This window comes from Amycolatopsis albispora, from assembly GCF_003312875.1.
GTDB classification, from domain to species: Bacteria; Actinomycetota; Actinomycetes; order Mycobacteriales; family Pseudonocardiaceae; genus Amycolatopsis; species Amycolatopsis albispora.
On the sequence record NZ_CP015163.1, the window covers coordinates 7,377,319 to 7,396,513 of the forward strand.

At 70.0% G+C, this 19,195-nt stretch carries 20 protein-coding genes; 12 read left to right on the plus strand and 8 right to left on the minus strand.

All coding sequences use genetic code 11. The annotated features are described in order from the left end of the window. Positions 1-102: 102 nt before the first annotated feature. Positions 103-420, minus strand: a complete 318-nt coding sequence (locus A4R43_RS35025) for an ArsR/SmtB family transcription factor (protein ID WP_113695998.1) — start codon at positions 418-420, stop codon at positions 103-105. Positions 421-484: 64 nt separating this feature from the next. Here A4R43_RS35025 and A4R43_RS35030 point away from each other — a divergent pair, with 64 nt between their 5' ends. The 4 genes from A4R43_RS35030 (at position 485) to A4R43_RS35045 (ending at position 3,545) form a co-directional block, all read left to right on the plus strand. Next, the gene (locus tag A4R43_RS35030) at positions 485-1,690 is read left to right on the plus strand and encodes an MFS transporter (RefSeq protein WP_236808470.1); all 1,206 of its coding nucleotides are present in this window, start codon (positions 485-487) and stop codon (positions 1,688-1,690) included. A 178-nt stretch (positions 1,691-1,868) separates the two neighbouring features. Then, the gene (locus A4R43_RS35035; protein WP_236808471.1) at positions 1,869-2,258 is read left to right on the plus strand and encodes a TrmH family RNA methyltransferase; all 390 of its coding nucleotides are present in this window, start codon (positions 1,869-1,871) and stop codon (positions 2,256-2,258) included. A gap of 17 nt (positions 2,259-2,275) precedes the next feature. Continuing rightward, positions 2,276-2,920 (plus strand): spermine/spermidine synthase domain-containing protein, encoded by a 645-nt coding sequence (locus A4R43_RS35040; protein ID WP_113696001.1) that lies wholly within the window; start codon positions 2,276-2,278, stop codon positions 2,918-2,920. Positions 2,921-2,966: 46 nt separating this feature from the next. Beyond that, positions 2,967-3,545: an HhH-GPD-type base excision DNA repair protein gene (locus A4R43_RS35045; RefSeq protein ID WP_113696002.1), complete on the plus strand. Its 579-nt coding sequence runs from the start codon at positions 2,967-2,969 to the stop codon at positions 3,543-3,545. Here A4R43_RS35045 and A4R43_RS35050 read toward each other — a convergent pair. Further along, positions 3,542-3,907 carry a DUF2203 domain-containing protein gene (locus A4R43_RS35050; protein WP_113696003.1) on the minus strand — a complete coding sequence of 122 codons (366 nt, stop codon included), beginning with the start codon at positions 3,905-3,907 and terminating at the stop codon, positions 3,542-3,544. The genes A4R43_RS35045 and A4R43_RS35050 overlap by 4 nt on opposite strands. A gap of 194 nt (positions 3,908-4,101) precedes the next feature. Between A4R43_RS35050 and A4R43_RS35055 the strand changes: the two genes are divergently transcribed. Continuing rightward, entirely contained in the window at positions 4,102-5,325 is a 1,224-nt protein-coding gene (locus tag A4R43_RS35055; RefSeq protein WP_113696004.1) for an NADP-dependent isocitrate dehydrogenase, read from the plus strand. Between the two features lie 154 nt (positions 5,326-5,479). Beyond that, a complete protein-coding gene (locus A4R43_RS35060; protein WP_205215131.1) occupies positions 5,480-5,803 on the plus strand; it encodes an SH3 domain-containing protein in 324 nt (107 codons plus the stop codon). On the opposite strand, the gene A4R43_RS35065 is transcribed toward A4R43_RS35060, so the two are convergent. Next, the gene (locus A4R43_RS35065) at positions 5,804-6,535 is read right to left on the minus strand and encodes an MBL fold metallo-hydrolase (RefSeq protein ID WP_113696005.1); all 732 of its coding nucleotides are present in this window, start codon (positions 6,533-6,535) and stop codon (positions 5,804-5,806) included. It lies immediately after the preceding gene. 51 nt (positions 6,536-6,586) lie between these two features. Here A4R43_RS35065 and A4R43_RS35070 point away from each other — a divergent pair, with 51 nt between their 5' ends. Further along, positions 6,587-7,393, plus strand: coding sequence for an exodeoxyribonuclease III (locus tag A4R43_RS35070; protein WP_113696006.1), 807 nt, complete (start codon positions 6,587-6,589; stop codon positions 7,391-7,393). Between the two features lie 146 nt (positions 7,394-7,539). Here the strand turns inward: A4R43_RS35070 and A4R43_RS35075 are convergent, their stop codons facing one another. Next, positions 7,540-8,730, minus strand: coding sequence for a DDE-type integrase/transposase/recombinase (locus tag A4R43_RS35075; RefSeq protein ID WP_113691471.1), 1,191 nt, complete (start codon positions 8,728-8,730; stop codon positions 7,540-7,542). A gap of 211 nt (positions 8,731-8,941) precedes the next feature. Here A4R43_RS35075 and A4R43_RS35080 point away from each other — a divergent pair, with 211 nt between their 5' ends. Further along, positions 8,942-9,577, plus strand: coding sequence for an HD domain-containing protein (locus A4R43_RS35080; protein WP_113696007.1), 636 nt, complete (start codon positions 8,942-8,944; stop codon positions 9,575-9,577). On the opposite strand, the gene A4R43_RS35085 is transcribed toward A4R43_RS35080, so the two are convergent. Then, positions 9,574-10,164, minus strand: a complete 591-nt coding sequence (locus A4R43_RS35085) for a dihydrofolate reductase family protein (RefSeq protein WP_113696008.1) — start codon at positions 10,162-10,164, stop codon at positions 9,574-9,576. The genes A4R43_RS35080 and A4R43_RS35085 overlap by 4 nt on opposite strands. A 211-nt stretch (positions 10,165-10,375) precedes the next feature. Here A4R43_RS35085 and A4R43_RS35090 point away from each other — a divergent pair, with 211 nt between their 5' ends. Beyond that, on the plus strand, positions 10,376-10,678 hold the full coding sequence (locus A4R43_RS35090) for a hypothetical protein (RefSeq protein ID WP_418190764.1): 303 nt from the start codon (positions 10,376-10,378) through the stop codon (positions 10,676-10,678). A 430-nt stretch (positions 10,679-11,108) separates the two neighbouring features. Continuing rightward, positions 11,109-13,640, plus strand: a complete 2,532-nt coding sequence (locus A4R43_RS35095) for a bifunctional FO biosynthesis protein CofGH (RefSeq protein WP_113696010.1) — start codon at positions 11,109-11,111, stop codon at positions 13,638-13,640. A gap of 348 nt (positions 13,641-13,988) precedes the next feature. Here A4R43_RS35095 and A4R43_RS35105 read toward each other — a convergent pair whose 3' ends face one another. After that, positions 13,989-14,747: a S1 family peptidase gene (locus A4R43_RS35105; RefSeq protein WP_113696011.1), complete on the minus strand. Its 759-nt coding sequence runs from the start codon at positions 14,745-14,747 to the stop codon at positions 13,989-13,991. Positions 14,748-14,917: 170 nt separating this feature from the next. On the opposite strand from A4R43_RS35105, the gene trpS reads away from it, so the two are divergent. Next, positions 14,918-15,937 carry a tryptophan--tRNA ligase gene (gene trpS, locus A4R43_RS35110; protein ID WP_113696012.1) on the plus strand — a complete coding sequence of 340 codons (1,020 nt, stop codon included), beginning with the start codon at positions 14,918-14,920 and terminating at the stop codon, positions 15,935-15,937. 385 nt (positions 15,938-16,322) lie between these two features. On the opposite strand, the gene A4R43_RS35120 is transcribed toward trpS, so the two are convergent. Both A4R43_RS35120 and A4R43_RS35125 read right to left on the minus strand, forming a co-directional pair. Next, positions 16,323-17,084, minus strand: coding sequence for a Tat pathway signal sequence domain protein (locus tag A4R43_RS35120; protein WP_113696013.1), 762 nt, complete (start codon positions 17,082-17,084; stop codon positions 16,323-16,325). A gap of 58 nt (positions 17,085-17,142) precedes the next feature. Next, positions 17,143-17,799: a TetR/AcrR family transcriptional regulator C-terminal domain-containing protein gene (locus tag A4R43_RS35125; RefSeq protein ID WP_113696014.1), complete on the minus strand. Its 657-nt coding sequence runs from the start codon at positions 17,797-17,799 to the stop codon at positions 17,143-17,145. 68 nt (positions 17,800-17,867) lie between these two features. Between A4R43_RS35125 and A4R43_RS35130 the strand changes: the two genes are divergently transcribed. Further along, a complete protein-coding gene (locus tag A4R43_RS35130; RefSeq protein WP_113696015.1) occupies positions 17,868-19,190 on the plus strand; it encodes an FAD-dependent monooxygenase in 1,323 nt (440 codons plus the stop codon). Positions 19,191-19,195: the final 5 nt, after the last annotated feature.

Consider the following 19,195-nt stretch of genomic DNA (forward strand, 5'->3'; position numbering starts at 1 on the left):
CCTGCGTCCAGTTCAACCGATCACGCGCCGGAAGTCATCCCGATATCGCGTGAGCCTGCCCACCATGATCGCCGTCACTGTGTCCTATGTGGACACAACGGCTCACCGCGGCGCGTTCAGGATGCCGTTCAGCAGCCCGGGGAAGAGCGCGTCGAGATCCTCGCGGCGCAGTGAGTTGTAGCGCGCCGTGCCCTGCTGGCGGCCCATGATCACGCCGGCCTCGCGCAGCGTGCGCAGGTGGTGGGTCAGCGTGGACTTGCTGACCCGCACGTCGAGATTGCCGCAGGCGCATTCGCCGCCGTCGGCCAGCTGCCGGACGATCTGCAGCCGCACCGGATCGGCCAGCGCGTGCAGCACCGGCTCGATGCGGATCTCGTCGCGGTCCGGATAGGTGTAGGCCGGCGCGGTCTCCGTGGGCATGTCCAGATTGTACGACTCGCTTCAAACCACTGGACAGCCGTAGTACGGTAACCATCGAACTACGATGAAAGTCGAACAAAGGGTGCACATGCCGGACTCCTCCCGTCGGACCTACGTACTGGCGCTGGGCGCCTTCTCGGTCGGGACCAGCGCCTACGTCGTCGCCGGGCTGCTGCCCGCACTGGTCAGCGCGCTGCACGTGTCCACCGCGGCGGCCGCCCAGCTGGTCACCGCCTTCGCCATCGCCTACGCGATCGGCGCCCCGCTGCTGTCCGCGGTGACCAGCCAGTGGGAACGCCGGAAGCTGCTGGTGGTCGCGCTGGGCGTGACCGCGGCGGGCAACTTCCTCGCCGCGCTGGTGACCGACTACCCGCTGCTGTTCGCCGCGCGGGTGATCACCGCGATCGGCGCCGCCGTCTACACGCCGGTCGCCAGTGCGGTCGCCGCGGAACTGAGTCCGCCGGAACGCCGTGGCCGCGCGGTCGCGATGGTGTTCGGCGGGCTCACTGTGGCCACCATTCTCGGCGTGCCGCTGGGCAGCCTGATGTCGCAGCACGGCGGGTACCGGCTGGTGTTCGCGCTGGTCGGCGTGGTCGCGCTGGCCGGGGCGGTGGCCGTGCGGCTGATGCTGCCGTCGGTCGCGCCGCAGCCGCCGGTGCCGTTCCTGGCGCGGTTCACCGTGGCGAAGGACCCGCGGGTGCTGGCCCTGCTCGCCGCGACCGCGCTCGGCTGCCTCGGCGCGTTCACCGTCTACACCTTCATCACGCCGCTGCTCGCGGAAACCGCCGGTGTGCAGGGCACGCTGGTCAGCGTGCTGCTGTTCGCCTACGGCGCGGGCGGCGTGCTGGGCAATTCGGTCGGCGGCCGGATCACCGACCGCTGGGGCTCGCGGCGGCCGCTGATCGGCGTGATGAGCGCGATGGCGCTCACGCTCGCGGTCATGCCGTTCACCGCGACTTCGGTGGTCGGTGCGGCGGTGACGCTGTTCGTCTGGGGCCTGTCGACGTGGTCGGTGAACCCGCCGATCCAGCACCGGCTGATCGAGGTGGCCGGGCCGTCGTCGGGGTTGGCGCTGTCGCTGAACGCGTCGGCGATCTATCTCGGCGTCGGGCTGGCGAGCGTCGCGGGCGGGGTGGTCACGCGGTACGGCGGGCCGACGTTGCTGCCGACGGTGGCCGCGGTGCTGACCGTGGGCGCCGGTTCGATCGCGATGCTGGCGTGGCGGCGGCGTGCCGCTGTCGCCCCGCCGGTGCCCGCCGCTGTGGGATGATGGGCGACATGCTGATCTCGATTCTGGGAGGCGGTTCGCCTCAGGCCCGGTGAGCCCGTCGATCCGGGTGCGCACCCCCGGAGAACTGCGGGCTTCCCGCCGGCGCCGCGCGCACCGGTGCTGGGGACATCTGCTGGCCGCCCCGCTCTGGCCGTTGCACGGCGCGAATCTGGGAACCTTGCTGAGAACCTGCGACGCCGTGGGCGCCTGCCTCGCGGTGCCGCGGTTCTCGTGGGTGCCCGAAGCGTTGCGGCGAGGGAACACTCTGCGGCAACCCGCCTGCGTGCACTGGGTGAACGACCCGCTCGGCTGGCTGGGGCGCCAACGCGACGCGGGCACGGCGGTGGACGGTGTCGAGCTGGACGACGAGTCGATCCGGCTGGCCGACCTGCCCGCCGCGCGTGGTCGCACGGTCGTGGTGCTCGGGCACGAGCAGCACGGCATCCCGCCCGAAGCGCTGGATCTGCTCGACGCGGTGGTGGAGATCCCGATGGTGGGCACGGGCAGCAGCCTGAACGTGGCCGTGGCGGGCAGCCTGGTGCTCTACAAGCTGGCGGGACTGGTGTGAGCACTAGGCTTGCCGGGGTGACCGAGGTGCTCGCGGAAGTGGACGGGGTCTGCGGCCAGCTGGTGCTGCGCCGCGCCGGGGCGGACTTCGAGGTGATCGCGAACGGGGTGTTCCTGATGGACACCCGCAACGGGGAATCGGAGCGGCTGCTGGTTTCGGTGGCCGCGGACCTGGTGCCGGGGCGGGCGCGCATGCTGATCGGCGGGCTGGGCGTCGGCTACTCGCTGCGGGCGGCGCTCGACCACGACGGTGTCGGCGAGGTCTTCGTGGTGGAGCGGGAACCCGCGGTGATCGACTGGAACCGCACCGGCCCGCTGCGCGAAGTCCACCGCGACGCGCTCGCCGATCCGCGGGTCACCGTGGTCGAGGCCGACCTGGTGCGGTGGTTGCGGGAAACTCGCGAGACCTTCGACGCCCTGTGCCTGGACATCGACAACGGTCCGAAGTGGACAGTGACGGCGGGCAACGCGTCGCTCTACGGCGAGGCCGGGCTGGACAGCCTGGCCGCCCGCCTGCGCCCCGGCGGGGTGCTCGCGGTGTGGAGCGCCGAAGCCAGCGACGAGTTCACCGAGCGGCTGCGGGCGCGGTTCAACGAGGTGCGGGTGCTGGAGGTCCCAGTCCCCAGAGGCGAACCCGACGTGGTCTGGATCGCCCGCGTCTGACGTGGCGCGACTGTCGTCGTGACCGGCCGCGTGTCAGGATCGGCACATGACCCGCAAACTTCGCCTCACCGGGGACGCCGCGGCGGACAAGCTGCTCTCCGACGACCCGTTCGCCCTGCTCACCGGGATGCTGCTCGACCAGCAGATCGCTATGGAGGTCGCCTTCATCGGCCCGCGCAAGATCGCCGAGCGCATGGACGGCTTCAGCGTCACGAAGATCGCCGAGGCCGATCTGGAGGAGTTCGTCGAGCTGTGCGTGCAGAAGCCGGCCATCCACCGCTACGGCGGTTCGATGGCGCGCCGCGTGCACGCGCTGGCGCAGCACATCGTCGAGCAGTACGACGGCAAGACCGACAACATCTGGAAGAAGGGCAAGCCGGACGGCAAGGAGGTGCTGAAGCGGCTCAAGGCGCTGCCGGGGTTCGGTGACCAGAAGGCGCGCATCTTCCTGGCGCTGCTCGGCAAGCAGCGCGGCGTGCAGCCGGAGGGCTGGCGCGAGGCCGCCGGGGCCTACGGCGAAGAGGGCTCGCACCGGTCGATCGCCGACGTCACCAGCCCGGAGGCACTGGCCGAGGTGCGCGCGTTCAAAAAGGCCACGAAGGCCGCCGGCCAGAAAACCGGCTAACGCGGTAGCGGGCGCCTGCCCGCGAACCCGAGGTCCGCGCGGTGGTACCAGCCCAGCTCCTCGTCGCCTTCCAGCCAGCACAGGAGGACCGGGACGCCGTGCAGCTCGGCCGGGAAGTCGATCAGCAGCGGCGCGAAGCCCTTCAGCTCGGCGCCGGTCTGCTGGATGGTGCTCATCAGCTCGTCCAGCCGCGCCTGCGCCGCCTTCAGCTCGGGCAGGCCGCCGAGCGTGGTCGCGGCACCCTCCGGGGTGAGCGAAGCGGCCAGCTCCGCCGCGTCGGCGCGCAGCGCGATCAGTTCGTCGATGCACGGCCGCAGCTGCTCCAGCTCGGCCCGCGCCTCCGGCACCGTGAACAGTCCCATGCCGATGAGGGTGCCAGCTGCGGCTGGCGGGCCCGATGCTGCCCTGGTTTGATGCCGTCGAAGGCGTCCGCCCGCCATTACTGCTGAGTAACCAGGGTGCGGCCACACCCCGCCCGGATTTACCAGTACGCTTGTACCGCTACCACGAGACGTGCAAAGAGACGCGAAGACCCGCGAGAGGAGCACCGCTGCTCATGGCCAAGATCAAGGTCGAGGGGACCGTCGTCGAGCTCGACGGCGATGAGATGACCCGCATCATCTGGCAGTTCATCAAGGACAAGCTGGTCCACCCCTACCTGGACCTCAATCTCGAGTACTACGACCTGGGCATCGAGGAGCGGGACCGCACCGACGACCAGATCACCGTCGACTCGGCGAACGCCATCAAGCGCCACGGCGTCGGCGTGAAGTGCGCCACCATCACCCCGGACGAGGCGCGCGTCGAGGAGTTCGGCCTGAAGAAGATGTGGCGGAGCCCGAACGGCACCATCCGCAACATCCTCGGCGGTGTCGTCTTCCGCGAGCCGATCATCATCCAGAACATCCCGCGCCTGGTACCCGGCTGGACCAAGCCGATCATCATCGGCCGCCACGCCCACGGTGACCAGTACAAGGCCACCGACTTCAAGGTCCCCGGCCCCGGCACGCTGACCATCACCTACACGCCGGAGGACGGCTCCGAGCCGATGGAGTTCGAGGTCGCCAAGTACCCGGAGGGTGGCGGCGTCGCGATCGGCATGTACAACTACCGCCGCTCGATCGAGGACTTCGCCCGCGCCTCGCTGCAGTACGGCCTCGACCGCGAGATGCCGGTCTACATGTCGACCAAGAACACCATCCTCAAGGCCTACGACGGCATGTTCAAGGACGTGTTCCAGGAGATCTTCGACGCCGAGTTCAAGGCCGACTTCGACGCCAAGGGCCTGACCTACGAGCACCGCCTGATCGACGACATGGTCGCCGCGGCGCTGAAGTGGGAGGGCGGCTACGTCTGGGCCTGCAAGAACTACGACGGTGACGTGCAGTCCGACACCGTGGCGCAGGGCTTCGGCTCGCTCGGCCTGATGACCTCGGTGCTGCGCACCCCGGACGGCAAGACCGTCGAGGCCGAGGCCGCGCACGGCACGGTCACCCGGCACTACCGCCAGCACCAGCAGGGCAAGCCGACCTCGACCAACCCGATCGCCTCGATCTACGCCTGGACCCGCGGCCTCGAGCACCGCGGCAAGCTGGACTCGAACGCCGAGCTGATCGGCTTCGCGAACAAGCTGGAGCAGGTCGTCGTGGAGACCGTCGAGAGCGGCAAGATGACCAAGGACCTCGCGCTGCTGGTCGGCAAGGACCAGCCGTACCAGACCACCGAGGAGTTCCTCGCGACGCTGGACGAGAACCTGCAGAAGAAGGTCGCCCAGGGCTGACCTGCCGACCGACCACCCAGGGTGACCGGCCGGTCACGGCGTTGGCCTCCCTGGGTGGTTGTCCCGGCGGCTCCTGTCTCTCGATCAACTCTGCGCATACCCTGGTCGGGACCAGGTTTTGCGGGGGCGTTCTCGCGGGCACTGAGGAGCACCGGTGGTACTCGGCATACCGAAGAAGGTCCTGATCGCCATCGCGGTGGTGGTCGGCATCGGCATCATCTACGTGATGGGCGCGGACAAGCGGGCCTCGGAGGCCAGCGGCGGTAGCGGCCCGACCGGCTGCCGGATGTCGGTCACCGCGGACATTCTCAACGTCCGGTCCGCGCCTGCCGAGAACGCCGAGATCGTCGGCAAGTTCAAGCAGGACGCCGAAACCGACGCGCACCCGGTGGTGCAGAACGGTTTCCGCAAGATCGACGAGAACCGCTGGGCCGCCGCGGAGTTCCTCAAGCCGCTGGCAGGCGCCAACTGCGGGTGATCACAGCTCCACGGTGAGCCCCTCGTCGGCGAGCAGGATCTCGCCGTCGAACACCTCGGCCGCCTGATGTGCGGACACCTGCCGGTCGCTGCCCGGCCAGAAGTGCGTCAGCAGCAGTCTTTTCGCGCCCGCGCGGGCGGCCCAGCCCGCGGCTTCGGTCGCGGTCATCACGTACCGCGGTTCGGTCCGCGGTGATGGTCCCTGCAGCGTCGATTCCACGATGAAGAGGTCCGCGTCCGCGCCGAGTTCGGCCAGCGCGGGGCTGGGGCCGCTGTCGCCGGTGTAGGCGACGGTCAACCCGGGCAGGCTCAGCCGCACGCCCCAGTTCGGCACGTGGTGCGGCAGGCGCCAGGTGCGGAGCGTGAACGGCCCCACCGAAGTGGTGGTCGGCAGATCGTGGAACTCGTACACCTGGCCCGGATCGGGATTCGGCTCGACCACGCGGAGCACGTCCAGCACGTCCGGCGGGCAGTGCAGCGGCAGCCGGCCGCGGTCGCCGTAGTACCGCACGCGGCCGAGCGCGCTGAGGTCCGCGCAGTGATCGGGGTGGCTGTGCGTGACGATCGCCGCATCCACCCCACCGTCCGGGCAGAGTTCGAGCAGCCGGGACGCGGTGCCGTAGCCGAGGTCGAGCACCAGCTGGAAGTCGTTGTGCCGCAGCAGGAACCCGCTGCACGCCCGGCCGGGTTCGGGCCACGCGCCGCAGCTGCCCAGCACCGTGAGTCGCGTCATCCGCCGATCCTGCCAGGGCAGGTTGTCGGGGGTGGCGGGTAGCCTCCGGGCGTGCTCACCGTCTCCACTGTCAACGTCAACGGAATGCGTGCCGCGGCCAAGAAGGGGTTCGTCGAGTGGCTGGCCGCCACGACGGCGGATGTGGTCGCCTGCCAGGAAGTGCGCGCGGAAACCGACCTGCTGCCGGACGAGGTCCGGGCGCCGGCGGGCTGGCACGCGTTCCACGCACCGTGCGAGCTGAAGGGCCGGGCCGGGGTGTCGCTGTACTCGCGGGCCGAGCCGGGGTCGGTGCGGATCGGCTTCGACGCGGCCGAGTTCGCCGAAAGCGGGCGGTACCTGGAGGCCACCTTCGCCGACGTGGTGGTGGCGAGCCTGTACCTGCCGAGCGGGGATGTCGGCACGCCGCGGCAGGAGGAGAAGGAGCGGTTCATGGCCGCGTTCCTGCCGTACCTGGCCGACCTGCGCGGCAAGGCCGAGGCCGACGGGCGTGAGGTACTCGTGGTGGGGGACTGGAACATCGCGCACGCCGAGGTGGACCTGAAGAACTGGCGGACGAACCGGAAGAACTCGGGCTTCCTGCCGGAGGAACGGGCGTGGCTGGGCCGCGTCTACGACGAGGCCGGGTACGTCGATGTGCAGCGGCGCCTCGACCCGGAGGGGCCGGGCCCGTACACGTGGTGGTCGTACCGCGGCAAGGCCTTCGACAACGACGCCGGGTGGCGGATCGACCTGCACGTGGCCAGCCCCGGACTGGCGGACCGGTGCCGGTCCATCCAGGTGGAACGGGCCGCCTCCTACGACGAGCGCTGGTCCGACCACGCCCCGGTGACCGCCACCTACGACTGGCAGGCGGGCTAGCCGACCGGGCGCGATCGTGCTGCGCACGAGTTCGTCACGGCTCGCTGCCCGGCTCCGGTGTCACGAATGTGGCTTTTGGGACGCCCAACGTCTTGTCGTGTCTCGGGAGATCTGTCGCAGTGTTGTCTCGGTTGTTGTGACACATGTTAGGCGGCGGGGGTGAGGGTGCCTTGCCAGTCTTTGGTGTGGTCGAGGTGGGTGTGGCCGATGGGGTGGCCGTGGCTGGTGTAGGCGGTGATCCGGTCGCCGTCGCGGATGATGGTGATGGTGTTGCCGGTGTGTTCGCGGCCGATGAGTAGGCGTTTTCGGTGTCCGAGATAGATGGTGCCGAGTTTGCTGACGGTGAGCCGGTGGATGGTGGCGTCGGTTTGGACGGGCGGGTGGGTGGGGCCGCCGTGGTGTTCGGCGTGGGTCCAGGCGTGGTGCGGGGTGTGGCGGCCGAGCGCGCTGTGCCCGCGGCGGGTGTTGTAGTAGTCGCGGTAGGTGTCGAGCAGTGTTTGCAGGCTGGTCAGGGTGGTTGGTGGGTGGGGTTGGCGAGCCAGCCATTTTTTGAGGGTTTGATGGTGGCGTTCGACTTTGCCGCAGGTTTGCGGGTGGTAGGGGCTGGAGTGGATCAGGCGGGCGCCGGTGGTGGTGACGGTGCGGGCGAACTGGGTGGGGCCGGCGTGTGGGTGCCGGGGATGGGCGGTGAAGGCGGGGCCGTTGTCGGAGAGCACGATCGCGGGTGGGCCGTGCTCGGTGAACGCGGCACTGATCGCGGTGCAGGCCGCCGCGGCGGTTTCCGACCGGGCTGCCTGGCAGGCCAGCAGCATGCGGGTGCAATCGTCGAGCACATCGAAGACCACGGCCTTGCTGCCGTCGGCGAGCACGATCTCGGTGGCGTCGATCTGGTAGCAGTCCCGGGGCCGGGCATAGCTGAACCGCCGCCAGGACGACCGCGGCCGTTTACGGGGGTTGCTGACCAGCAGGCCTTTCCGGTCCAGGACGCGGTTGATCGTGGCCCGCGACGGCACCGGCCAGCCCTGTCCCGCCCAGTCCCGCTCGGCCGCGAGCACCTCGAGCCGGTCATGGATGAAATCCGCGCCGTTGTCCGGCGCCAGTTCCTGGCGTAACCGCACGATCTGAGCCACCACCGGCTCCGCGGTGGCGTGCGGGACAGTGACCGGACGCCGGGACCGAGGACTCCACTGTCCCTCGGCCCGGGCCCGTTCCCGATGCCGGTAAAACGTGCGCCGGTCAACACCGTTGACCCGGCACCACTCCGACACGTTCCCGACATCAGCCCCCGCAGCCACCACCGCATCCATCAGATGCATCATCGCCCGTTTCCGCGCCATGGCCAGCCACCACAACGCCGTCCAGGCAACAGACCCCGCAGCATCACCCACCCAGGGTGTGTCACTTGCTCAGAGACACAACCTGTGTCACATCAGCTGAGACTGAACAGGACGCCCAACGTCTCGAAAGCCACATTCGTGACACCGCGCCAGTGGGTGAACGGCGTTAACGCGCTCGACACCGCGGCGGGTGGTTTGCGAACGTTCCGGTGTGGACGAACCCCTGATCGAACGCACGCCCCTGCCGGACGCGCTGCCGTCGCGCCTGGCGAGCCAACTCGCCTTCCTGGCCGAGGCCGACAAGCTCAAGACCGTGCTCCGCCAGTCCCCGCTGGCCGCCGCCGGGCGGCGTGAGAACGACGCCGAGCACTCCTGGCACCTCGCGCTGATGGTCGCCGTGCTCGCCGAGTACGCCGACGAGCCGATCGACCTCGGCCGCACCATTCAACTCGTCACCGTGCACGACCTCGTCGAGATCTACGCCGGCGACACCCCGCTCTACGACGACCACGGCCGCGAAAGCCAGCAGGAACGCGAAGAAGCCGCCGCCGAAAAGCTGTTCGGCCTGCTGCCCGGCGACCAGAAAGCGCATTTCCGCGCGCTCTGGGACGAATTCGAAGCACGCGAAACACCCGAAGCGCGATTCGCCAAGGCGATGGACCGCATGCAGCCGCTCCTGCTGAACTGGCTCGCGAAGGGCGGCACCTGGCAGACGCCGGGCGTCACCGCCGCCACCGTCCGGGAACGCAAGGCCGTGATCGGCGACGCGTCCGCGGAACTGTGGGCGGCGGCACGCACCATCATCGGCGAAGGCGAGCGACGCGGCTGGGTTGCACCGTCTACTTAGGATTCAATGCGGGTGTAGGTGAGCACCAGCACGCCCGATTCGTACGCCGCGTGCTTGCTCAGGTGGTACCGCTCGGGCCGGAATTCCCCGTTGAACATGGGCATTCCGGCCCCGGCGACCACTGGGTGCATTTTCACCACGATCTCGTCGATTTCGTCGCGCACCGCGTTGGCCAGCGTGGCGCCGCCGACGAGCCAGATCTTCTTCCCGGCTTCGCGCTTCAACTCGCGCACCTTTTCCACCGGATCGGTGGTGACCAGTTCCACCTTGCCGCGGGCCTCGGTCATGGTGCGGGAGAAAACGAGGTGGCGCAGGTGTTCGTAGGCGTCGTCGAGGCCGACCGCGAGGCCGTTCTCGTAGGACTTCCGCCCTTCGATCACGGTGTCGAATTCCTTGTTCGGCGTGTCGCCGAGGCCGAACATCGGGCGCGCGACGGTCGGGATCATCTCCGGGTAGTCGCGCAGCAGGGCGTCGTTGTGGTCGCCCTCGTTGATGAAGAAACCCGGCACGCTCGTCGGGTCGCCGCCCTCGGCCTTGGCGATGTAGCCGTCGAGCGAGGTGGCGACGAGATAGGTCAGTTTTCGCATGGGGTCCCCTGTTCGTTCGTAACCACGACGACTGTAGTACTTCAAGTGCAGTGGTTGCAAGGGGGCCCTGTGGACGGTTCAGCCAAGCTCGCTACCCTCTCCCCCGAAGTTGAGCGGAAGCGACCGGGCTTGACACGCTCGGTAGCTTTTTGACCATCAACACGGCAAGCGTCCCTCGTTCGGGGGAGCATTCGTCGCAGGAGGCACTCCGGTGCGCAACTCTTTGCCAGGCCTGATGCGGTCCGTCACGCGTCTGGCCGCCGTCGCGGTCACCCTGGTGACCGGCTTGCTTGTCGGCACGCTCGGCACGGCGAACGCCGCCGCCGCGCGTCCGGAGCCGGAGGCGATGACCTTCGGTGTGCTCGGCCCGGTCGGCCTGGTGGCCGTGGTGCTGGGGGTGCTCGGCATGGCCGCCGGGGTGCTCCGCCAGCGGAAGAAGGCCAAGGCCGCGGAGCAGCCCGCGGTGGCACCCGCCGAGGAGCCCGCACTGGCCCCGAGCCGCACACCGCACTGATCCAGGCCCACTCGCTGCGACGACCGGCTCGCGCACCGCACTGACCTCGGGCTCGCGCGCACTGACCTCGGGCTCGCGCCGGAAAGACCGGTGGGCACGCCGGAACGATCGCGGCCCGCGTGCCGCGGGGAGCCAGGTCCAGGTGCGCGACGACCGGCCTGCGCGCCGCGGCTACGAGCCCAGGCGCCACGGCGGACCGGCCCAGGCGACGCCGCGACCCGGCCTCGTGCCGCGGGGCCGCCCGCGACCCGGCCCCGTGCCGCGGGCGACCGGCCCAGGCAACGCAGCGACCCGGACCCGTGCTGCGGGCGGCCGGGCCGCGCTCGTCCACCCATCCGGGCACCGGCCTGGTTTATTCCCCGTCGCCCGAGGCTTCTCTCACAGCGGAAGCCCTTACCGGCCACGCGGACCCGGCCGTAGGCTCGCGATCATGGCCCAGAGCGTGTTCCTCACCCCGCCTGATCCGCAGCCGAGTCCGTCGGCACTGAGCCGGGCGCTTCGCCGGGCCGCTGACGGCGTCGCCCTTGATGTGACCGAAGCGAGTGTGCTGCTCCACGCCAGGGGCGAGCAGCTGGAGGAGTTGTTCGCCGCCGCGGCGAAGGTGCGTGACGCCCATCTCACCGACCACGGCCGTCCCGGGGTGATCAGCTACAGCCGCAGCGTGTTCATCCCGCTGACCCGGCTGTGCCGCGACCGCTGCCACTACTGCACCTTCGTCACCGTGCCGGGCAAGCTGCACTCGATGTACCTCGAACGCGACGAGGTGCTCGAGATCGCGCGCGCCGGCGCCGCCGCCGGGTGCAAGGAAGCGCTGTTCACCCTCGGGGACCGGCCCGAGGACCGCTGGCCGCAGGCCAAGCAGTGGCTCGAGGAACGCGGCTACGACTCGACGCTGGACTACGTGCGGGCGTGCGCGATCGCGGTGCTGGAGGAGACCGGCCTGCTGCCGCACCTGAACCCCGGCGTGCTCAGCTGGGCGGAGTTCCAGCGCCTCAAGCCGGTCGCGGCCAGCATGGGCATGATGCTGGAGACCACCGCCGAGCGGCTGTGGTCGGAGAAGGGCGGCCCGCACTACGGCAGCCCCGACAAGGAACCCGCCGTGCGCCTGCGGGTGCTCGACGACGCCGGCCGCAGCGGCGTGCCGTTCACCACCGGCATCCTGGTCGGCATCGGCGAGACCAAAACCGAGCGCGCCGAGTCGCTGCACGCGATCCGCCAGCGTGCCCGGCAGTACCGCAACATCCAGGAGATCATCGTCCAGAACTTCCGGGCCAAACCGGACACCGCGATGCGGTCCGCGCCCGACCTGGACCTGACCGAGCTGGCCGCGACGGTGGCCGTGGCGCGGCTGCTGATGCCGCCGGGCGTGAGCGTGCAGGCCCCGCCGAACCTCGTCGGCGACGAACTCGCCCTGCTCATGCGCGCCGGGATCGACGACTGGGGCGGCGTCTCGCCGGTCACCCCCGACCACGTCAATCCCGAGCGCCCGTGGCCGCGGATCGACGTGCTCGCCGACGCCACCCGCGAAGCCGGGTTCGAGCTGAAGGAACGCCTCGCCGTCTACCCCAAATACGTGTGGGAAGCGGAGAAGTGGCTCGACGTCCGGGTGCACCCGCACGTCAGCGCGCTCGCGCTGCCCGACGGCATGGCGAACCCGGACGCCGAGGTCGTCGGCCACACCTGGCAGGAGCCGGACGGCGGCCTGGAGACCATCGGCCGCGCCGACCTCAACGAATCGATCGACACCGAGGGCCGCACCAGCGACCGCCGCGGTGACTTCGACAGCGTCTACGGCGACTGGGACATCCTCAAAACCCAGGTGCCCACCGCGCCCGAACGGCTGAGCACGGACGTCCGCGAGGGCCTGCGGCTGGCCGCGGACTACCCGGGCGCGCTGCTCGAACCACGGCACACCGACGCCGCGATGGCGCTGCTCACCGCGGACGGCGAGGCGCTGGAGACGATGGCGCGGCTGGCCGACGACCTGCGCGCGGACGTGGTCGGCGACGACATCACCTACGTGGTCAACCGGAACATCAACTTCTCCAACGTCTGCTACGTCGGCTGCCGGTTCTGCGCCTTCGCCCAGCGCGAGCGCGACGCCGACGCGTTCCGGCTGTCGGTGGACGAGGTGGCCGCCCGCGCGGTGGAGGCCTGGAACGCCGGCGCCACCGAGGTCTGCATGCAGGGCGGCATCGATCCGAAGCTGCCGATGACCTACTACGCCGACATCGTGCGCGCGATCAAGGCGGCCGTGCCGGAGATGCACGTCCACGCCTTCTCGCCGATGGAGATCGTCTCGGCGGCGTCGAAGGCCGGGGTCAGCGTCGAGGAGTGGCTGACCGAGCTGCGTGACGCCGGGCTCGGCTCGATCCCGGGCACCGCCGCGGAAATCCTCGACGACGACGTCCGCTGGGTGCTGACCAAGGGCAAGCTGCCCGCGCAGACCTGGGTCGACGTGGTGAGCACCGCGCACCGCCTCGGCATCCAGTCCTCCAGCACGATGATGTACGGCCACGTGGACCACCCGGGGCACTGGCTCGGGCACCTGCGGGTGCTGGCCGGGATCGCCGACGACACCGGCGGTTTCACCGAGTTCGTCGGCCTGCCGTTCGTGCACCACAACGCGCCGATCTACCTGGCGGGCGTGGCGCGGCCGGGCCCGACCATGCGGGACAACCGCGCGGTGCACGCGTTCGCGCGGCTCGCCCTGCACGGCCGGATCGACAACGTGCAGTGCTCGTGGGTCAAGCTCGGCGACGAGGGCACCGCGCAGGTGCTGCGGGGCGGCGCGAACGACATCGGCGGCACGCTGATGGAGGAGACCATCTCGCGCATGGCCGGGTCCGAGCACGGCTCGTCGCGGACCAAGGCGGAGCTGGAGCACCTGGCCGCGCTCGCCGGTCGCCCGGCGAAGCAGCGGACCACCACGTACGGGCGCCGCTTGCTGGCCGTTGGGTAATTTCTAGGTACCCGCTCCGGATTGTTTGTTGCCAGCCACGGAGTCAGTCTCGCTGGCATGCGAACGGCGCAGAGCGAGGCCTTCCCGGCGGCACTGGACCGCGCGATCACCGAGAGCGGGCTCAGCCTGGACCGCGTGCGGCACCGGCTGGCCCGCCACGGCGTGCGGGTCAGCCTCACCACGTTGAGCTACTGGCGCAGCGGACGAAGCCGCCCGGAGCGACCTGAGTCACTCCGGGCGGTGGCGATCCTGGAAGCGGTTTTCTCGTTGCCCGAAGGCGCGTTGAGTGGACTGCTCGGCCCGCGCCGCCCGAGGGGACGGTGGTGCGGCGCGGACCGGGCCGGTGCCTCAGACCCCGCTGTTGGTGCGGATCCAGTTGCGGAAGTACGGCACGTCGACGTAGATCGACGGCGCGGTCGCGCAGATCGAGCCACCGCCGGAGCGGCTGGTCGCGCCGATCAGCTGCCAGGTGCCGTTGACCTGCTTGATCTCCGGCCCGCCGGAGTCGCCGTAGCAGGCGCCCTTGTTGCCGCCGGGGTTCCCGGTGCAGATCTCGCTCGCCGCGTTGATGCCGGAGCACCCGCTGTCGGAGACGATGGAGGTGTTCAGCTCCTGCAGCGTGATCGGCGCACCGCAGCCGCCGGGCTGCGGGCAGGTCTGGCCCCAGCCGATGATCCGGGTCGCGGTGCCCACCGGGCCCGAGGTTGAGGCGATGGTGATCGGCGCCTGCGGCACCGCGGTCTGCAGGCGCAGCAGGGCCAGGTCGGCGCTCGGGTGCGCGATGCGCTGCGCGACGCGGGCCACCGAGCCGCCGCTGGTGCGGTTGGTGGTGCCCACGCGCACCTGGTACGGCGTGCCGCAGTGCTTCGCAGTGACCACCCAGGTCGAGCTGATCAGCGAACCGCCGCAGGAGTGGCCCCCGCTGGAGCTCTGCAGCGACGCCATGAACGAGTAGACCTGCGTGGCGTTGCCGCCGCCGACGATGAACGGGGTGACGCCGCCCGCCGGTTCGGCGGCGGTGTCGGCGGACGCCATGGGAGCGGCGAGCCCGCCGAGCGCGGTGACACCGGCGACAAACACGCCGGCCAGCAGGGACCGTAACTTCATGGAGTTTCTCCTTCGCCGTGTCCGGAAGGGGAACCGGAGGTAGGTCAAACGCTAGGAATCACGGCGTGGTCACGGCGACCGCCGGAAGTAGGTGCTGTTTAACCGTTTAAGACTTTGGTCGTGGGCCATCCGCGTAACCGGAGTCCCCGCCGGGATGACAGAATCGCGGCGTGTCGACAGAGCAGGAACAGAACACCCGTCTTCGCGTGCTGTCCGGGATCCAGCCCACGGCCGACTCGTTCCACCTGGGCAACTACCTGGGCGCGCTGCGGCAGTGGGTGCGCCTGCAGGACACCCACGAGACCTTCTACTGCGTGGTCGACCTGCACGCGATCACCGTCGAGCAGGACCCGGAGGTGCTGCGGCAGCGGACCAGGGTGTCGGCCGCGCAGCTGCTCGCGCTCGGCGTCGACCCCGACCGCAGCACGTTGTTCGTGCAGAGCCAGGTGCCCGAGCACGCGCAGCTGAGCTGGGTGCTGGAGTGCCAGACGGGTTTCGGCGAGGCGAGCCGGATGACCCAGTTCAAGGACAAGGCGCAGAAGCAGGGCACCGACCGCGCCAGCGTCGGGCTGTTCACCTACCCGGTGCTGCAGGCCGCGGACATCCTGCTCTACCAGGCGCACCAGGTGCCGGTCGGCGAGGACCAGCGCCAGCACCTGGAGCTGTCGCGGAACCTGGCGCAGCGGTTCAACAACCGGTTCGGCAAGACCTTCGTGGTGCCGGAGGCGCACATCCCGAAGGACACCGCGAAGATCTACGACCTGCAGGACCCGACGGCGAAGATGAGCAAGTCGGCCTCGGCCGCGAACGGGCTGATCGAGCTGCTCGAGGATCCGAAGCGCTCGGCGAAGAAGATCCGGTCCGCGGTCACCGACACCGGCCGCGAGGTGGTCTACGACCCGGAGAACAAGGCCGGGGTGGCCAACCTGCTGAGCATCTACTCGGCGCTCACCGGGCGCGCGATCAGCGAGCTGGAGACGGCTTACGAGGGCAAGGGCTACGGCGACTTGAAGAAGGACCTCGCCGAGGTCCTGGTCGAGTTCGTCACCCCGGTGCAGGCGCGGGTCCAGTCCTATTTGGACGATCAAGCCGAGCTGGACAAGGTGCTGGCCAAGGGCGCCGAGCGGGCCCGCGAGGTCGCCTCGGTCACCCTCGCCAACGTCTACGAGCGGATCGGCTTCCTCCGCTAGCCACCGTCACCGGCCGCCGCGCGTGAACGCCGCGGCCGCCCGCGGGCAACTGTCGGTGTGAGTGTGACGACCGACGAGCCCGCCGAACCCCGGTGCCCCTCGATCGGCCCGAGCTGTCCGGGCCCGGTCCGAGCCGCCGCGCGGTCCTGGTTGTACGGGATCGCCACCAACCTGCTGCGCCGCCACCTGCGCGACGAGGTGCCCACCGGGCCCCGGAGCCGGTCGACGGCGACGCCGCTGGGCCGCTGCGATCGCCTACGGGATCATCGTCGACCCCGGCACCGGCCAGTTCGTCGGCGAACGCCAGCGCAAGGACGACGAGGTGTCCAGCTACACCTCGGTGACCACGGCCGTGGTCGGCGGGCTCGGCGTGAAACCCGAGTGATCACGCGTACTGGTAGCCCTTGAGGTTCCGCAGCAGCAGGTGGCAGTCGCGCAGGTGTGCGGTGTCGCTGAGCGAGCGGTAGATGCCCCACTTCGGGCGGATGACGTCGTCGAGAAAGGTGTCCCCGGTCTTGGCGGCGTCGATCACCGTGGTGCCGCCGTCGCGCAGGATCCACCGCACCCGGCCGGAGTTGCCGACCCGCTGCTCGATCTCCACGTCGATCCACTTGTGCTGCAGCGGCGGCAGGTCGACCCGGCCGACGAGCACCTCCGGCTCGAAGATCTTGAACTCGATGGTCGGCTTGCCGCCGGTGTGCCGCAGCGACATCACCGTCAGCGGGCTGGTGCCCTTGCCGGGCATCTTGGTCTGGAAGACGTGCGTGAAGCTGGTGGTCGCCTGGAGGCTGCTGGGGATGAACATCTGGTAGGTGACCTTCCAGGTCTCCCCGTTCCGCCAGTTCAGCACGGTCCCGTTCTGCCGCATGCCGCGGACTTCCTGGCGCTGCCGGTCGGTCGCGGTGTCGCGGTCCCGGGTGTGCATGTCGAAGCGGTAGGCGTCGCCCTGCGGGTAGATGTGCGTGACGCCGGGGTGCGAGCCGGCGCGGTCGTCTTCGATGCCCTCGAAGGCGTCCAGTCCGGTGCTGCCGGGGCTGGGGTTCCAGCGCAGCCGCCAGCTCGCCGCGTGCGCCGGGACCGCGCTCAGCATGGGGAGCGCCAGTGCGCTGGTGAGCAGCGTGCGCCTGCCGAAACCGCCGGAAACCATGGCCGATCCCTCTCGTTCCGTGGCGGCGGTGACGGGAGAAAACGCTTTCGCACTGGCATCACAGCACCGCATCCGGTTTCGCGTCAACACGCGCGACAAGCCCGGCCAGGATGAGGCCGAGGCCGTGCTCGAACCCGGTCTCGGTGTCCGCGTCGAACATCAGCCCGATCGCCCCGGCGGTCAGCGGGTACCGCGTGGCGTCGACGAGCGTGTCCAGCCGGTCCGGCCGGTAGGGGTTCTCGTCGTAGTCCAGCCCTTGGCGCGCCTGCTCCTCGATGGTGAAGCCGATCGTGAAGTGCAGCAGCACCGGGAAACCGCGCGCGGCCTCCTCGAGCGGCAGCCCGGCGTCCTGCAACGTGCGCAGGGTCAGCTCGGTGATCCGGAACACCGCCGGGTGGGAGACGTTGGTGCCGGCCACCACGCGCGCGCCGTCGCGGTACCCGAGCATGGCCGCGCGCAGCCCCCGCGCGACCCCGGCGAGCCAGTCGGTCCACGCTTCGCCCGAGCGCGGGCCTTCGAGTCCGGTCGTCGATTCGGCCAGCACGATCTTGGCCATCTCGTCCAGCAGTTCCTGCTTGTTCTTCACGTGCCAGTAGAGCGCTGCGGCCTGCACGCCCAGCTCCTTCGCCACCGCGCGCATGGTCAGCCCGTCGAGGCCGTTCTCGTTGAGCAACTCCAGCGAAGCGCGGGCGATCACCTCGGCGTTGAGCTTCATGGTTGACACCCTAACATCGTTAAGTGCATACTTAACACTGTTAGATTTAACGATGTTAAGGAGTGTGCATGACCGACGTGGTGATCGCCGGCGCCGGGCCGACCGGGCTGATGCTGGCCGCGGAACTGCGGCTGGCCGGGGCCGAGGTGACCCTGGTCGACCGGCTGGCCGCGCGCAGCGGCGAGTCCAGGGCGGGCGGGCTGCACCCGCGCACGCTGGAGGTGCTCGACCAGCGCGGGGTGGTCGAGCGGTTCCTGGCCGAGGGGCGCCCGGTGCAGGCCGGGCACTTCTCCGCGCTGCGGCTCGACTTCAGCAAGCTGGACACCCGCTTCGGTTACACGCTGCTGCTGATGCAGGCCGACGTCGAACGGCTGCTGGAGCAGTGGGTGGCCGAACTGGGCGTCCAGGTCCGGTGGTCGACACCGGTTACCGGGTTCCGCCAGCACGCCGACGGCATCGACGTCGAAACCGGTGACGCGACCATTCGTGCCCAGTACCTGGTCGGCTGCGACGGTGGCCGCAGCGCGGTCCGCAAGCTCGCGGGCATCGGCTTCCCCGGCACCGACGCGACGATGACCGCCCTGCTCGCCGACGTCGAACTGGACGACCCGCCCGCCGAGTGGGTCTTCGGCGAGCGCCGCGAGCACGGCGACTTCGCGGTGATCGGTTTCGGCCCGGACTGGTATCGGCTGGTGGTCAACCAGTACGACTTCGTCGCCGACCGGACCGCGCCGACCAGCTTTGATGAGGTGCGCGCGGCCATGCTCCGGGTCGCGGGCACCGACTACGGCATGCGGGATCCGCGCTGGGTTTCGCGGTTCAACGACACCGCCCGCCAGGCCGAGCGCTACCGCGACGGCCGCGTCCTGCTCGCCGGCGACGCCGCGCACATCCACTTCCCGGCCGGTGGCCAGGGCCTCAACACCGGTGTGCAGGACGCGGTCAACCTCGGCTGGAAGCTCGGCGCGGTGCTCGCCGGCCGGGCGCCGGAGTCCCTTTTGGACACTTACCAGACCGAGCGGTATCCCGTCGCGGCACGGGTCCTGCGCAACACCATGGCGCAGACCGCGCTCAGCCGCCCCGGTCCGCACACCGACGCGCTGCGGGCCGAGTTCGCCGGGCTGATCGACCTCGAGCCGGTCAACCAGGCGCTCGCGGGCATGATCAGCGGCCTGGACATCCGGTACCCGACCGACGACCCGCACCCGCTGGCCGGTCGCCGGGTGCCCGACTTCGACCTCGGTGACACGCGAGTGTTTTCCCTGCTGCACCAAGCAAAACCGATCGAGGTCAAGTTCGAGGACGGGGAGCTGGAGGCGGTCGGCGTGCGGCCGGACGGGCACGTCGCCTGGGTGAGTCCTCGCGTTGCGAGCCCCCAGCGGGCTGGCTAGCGTTT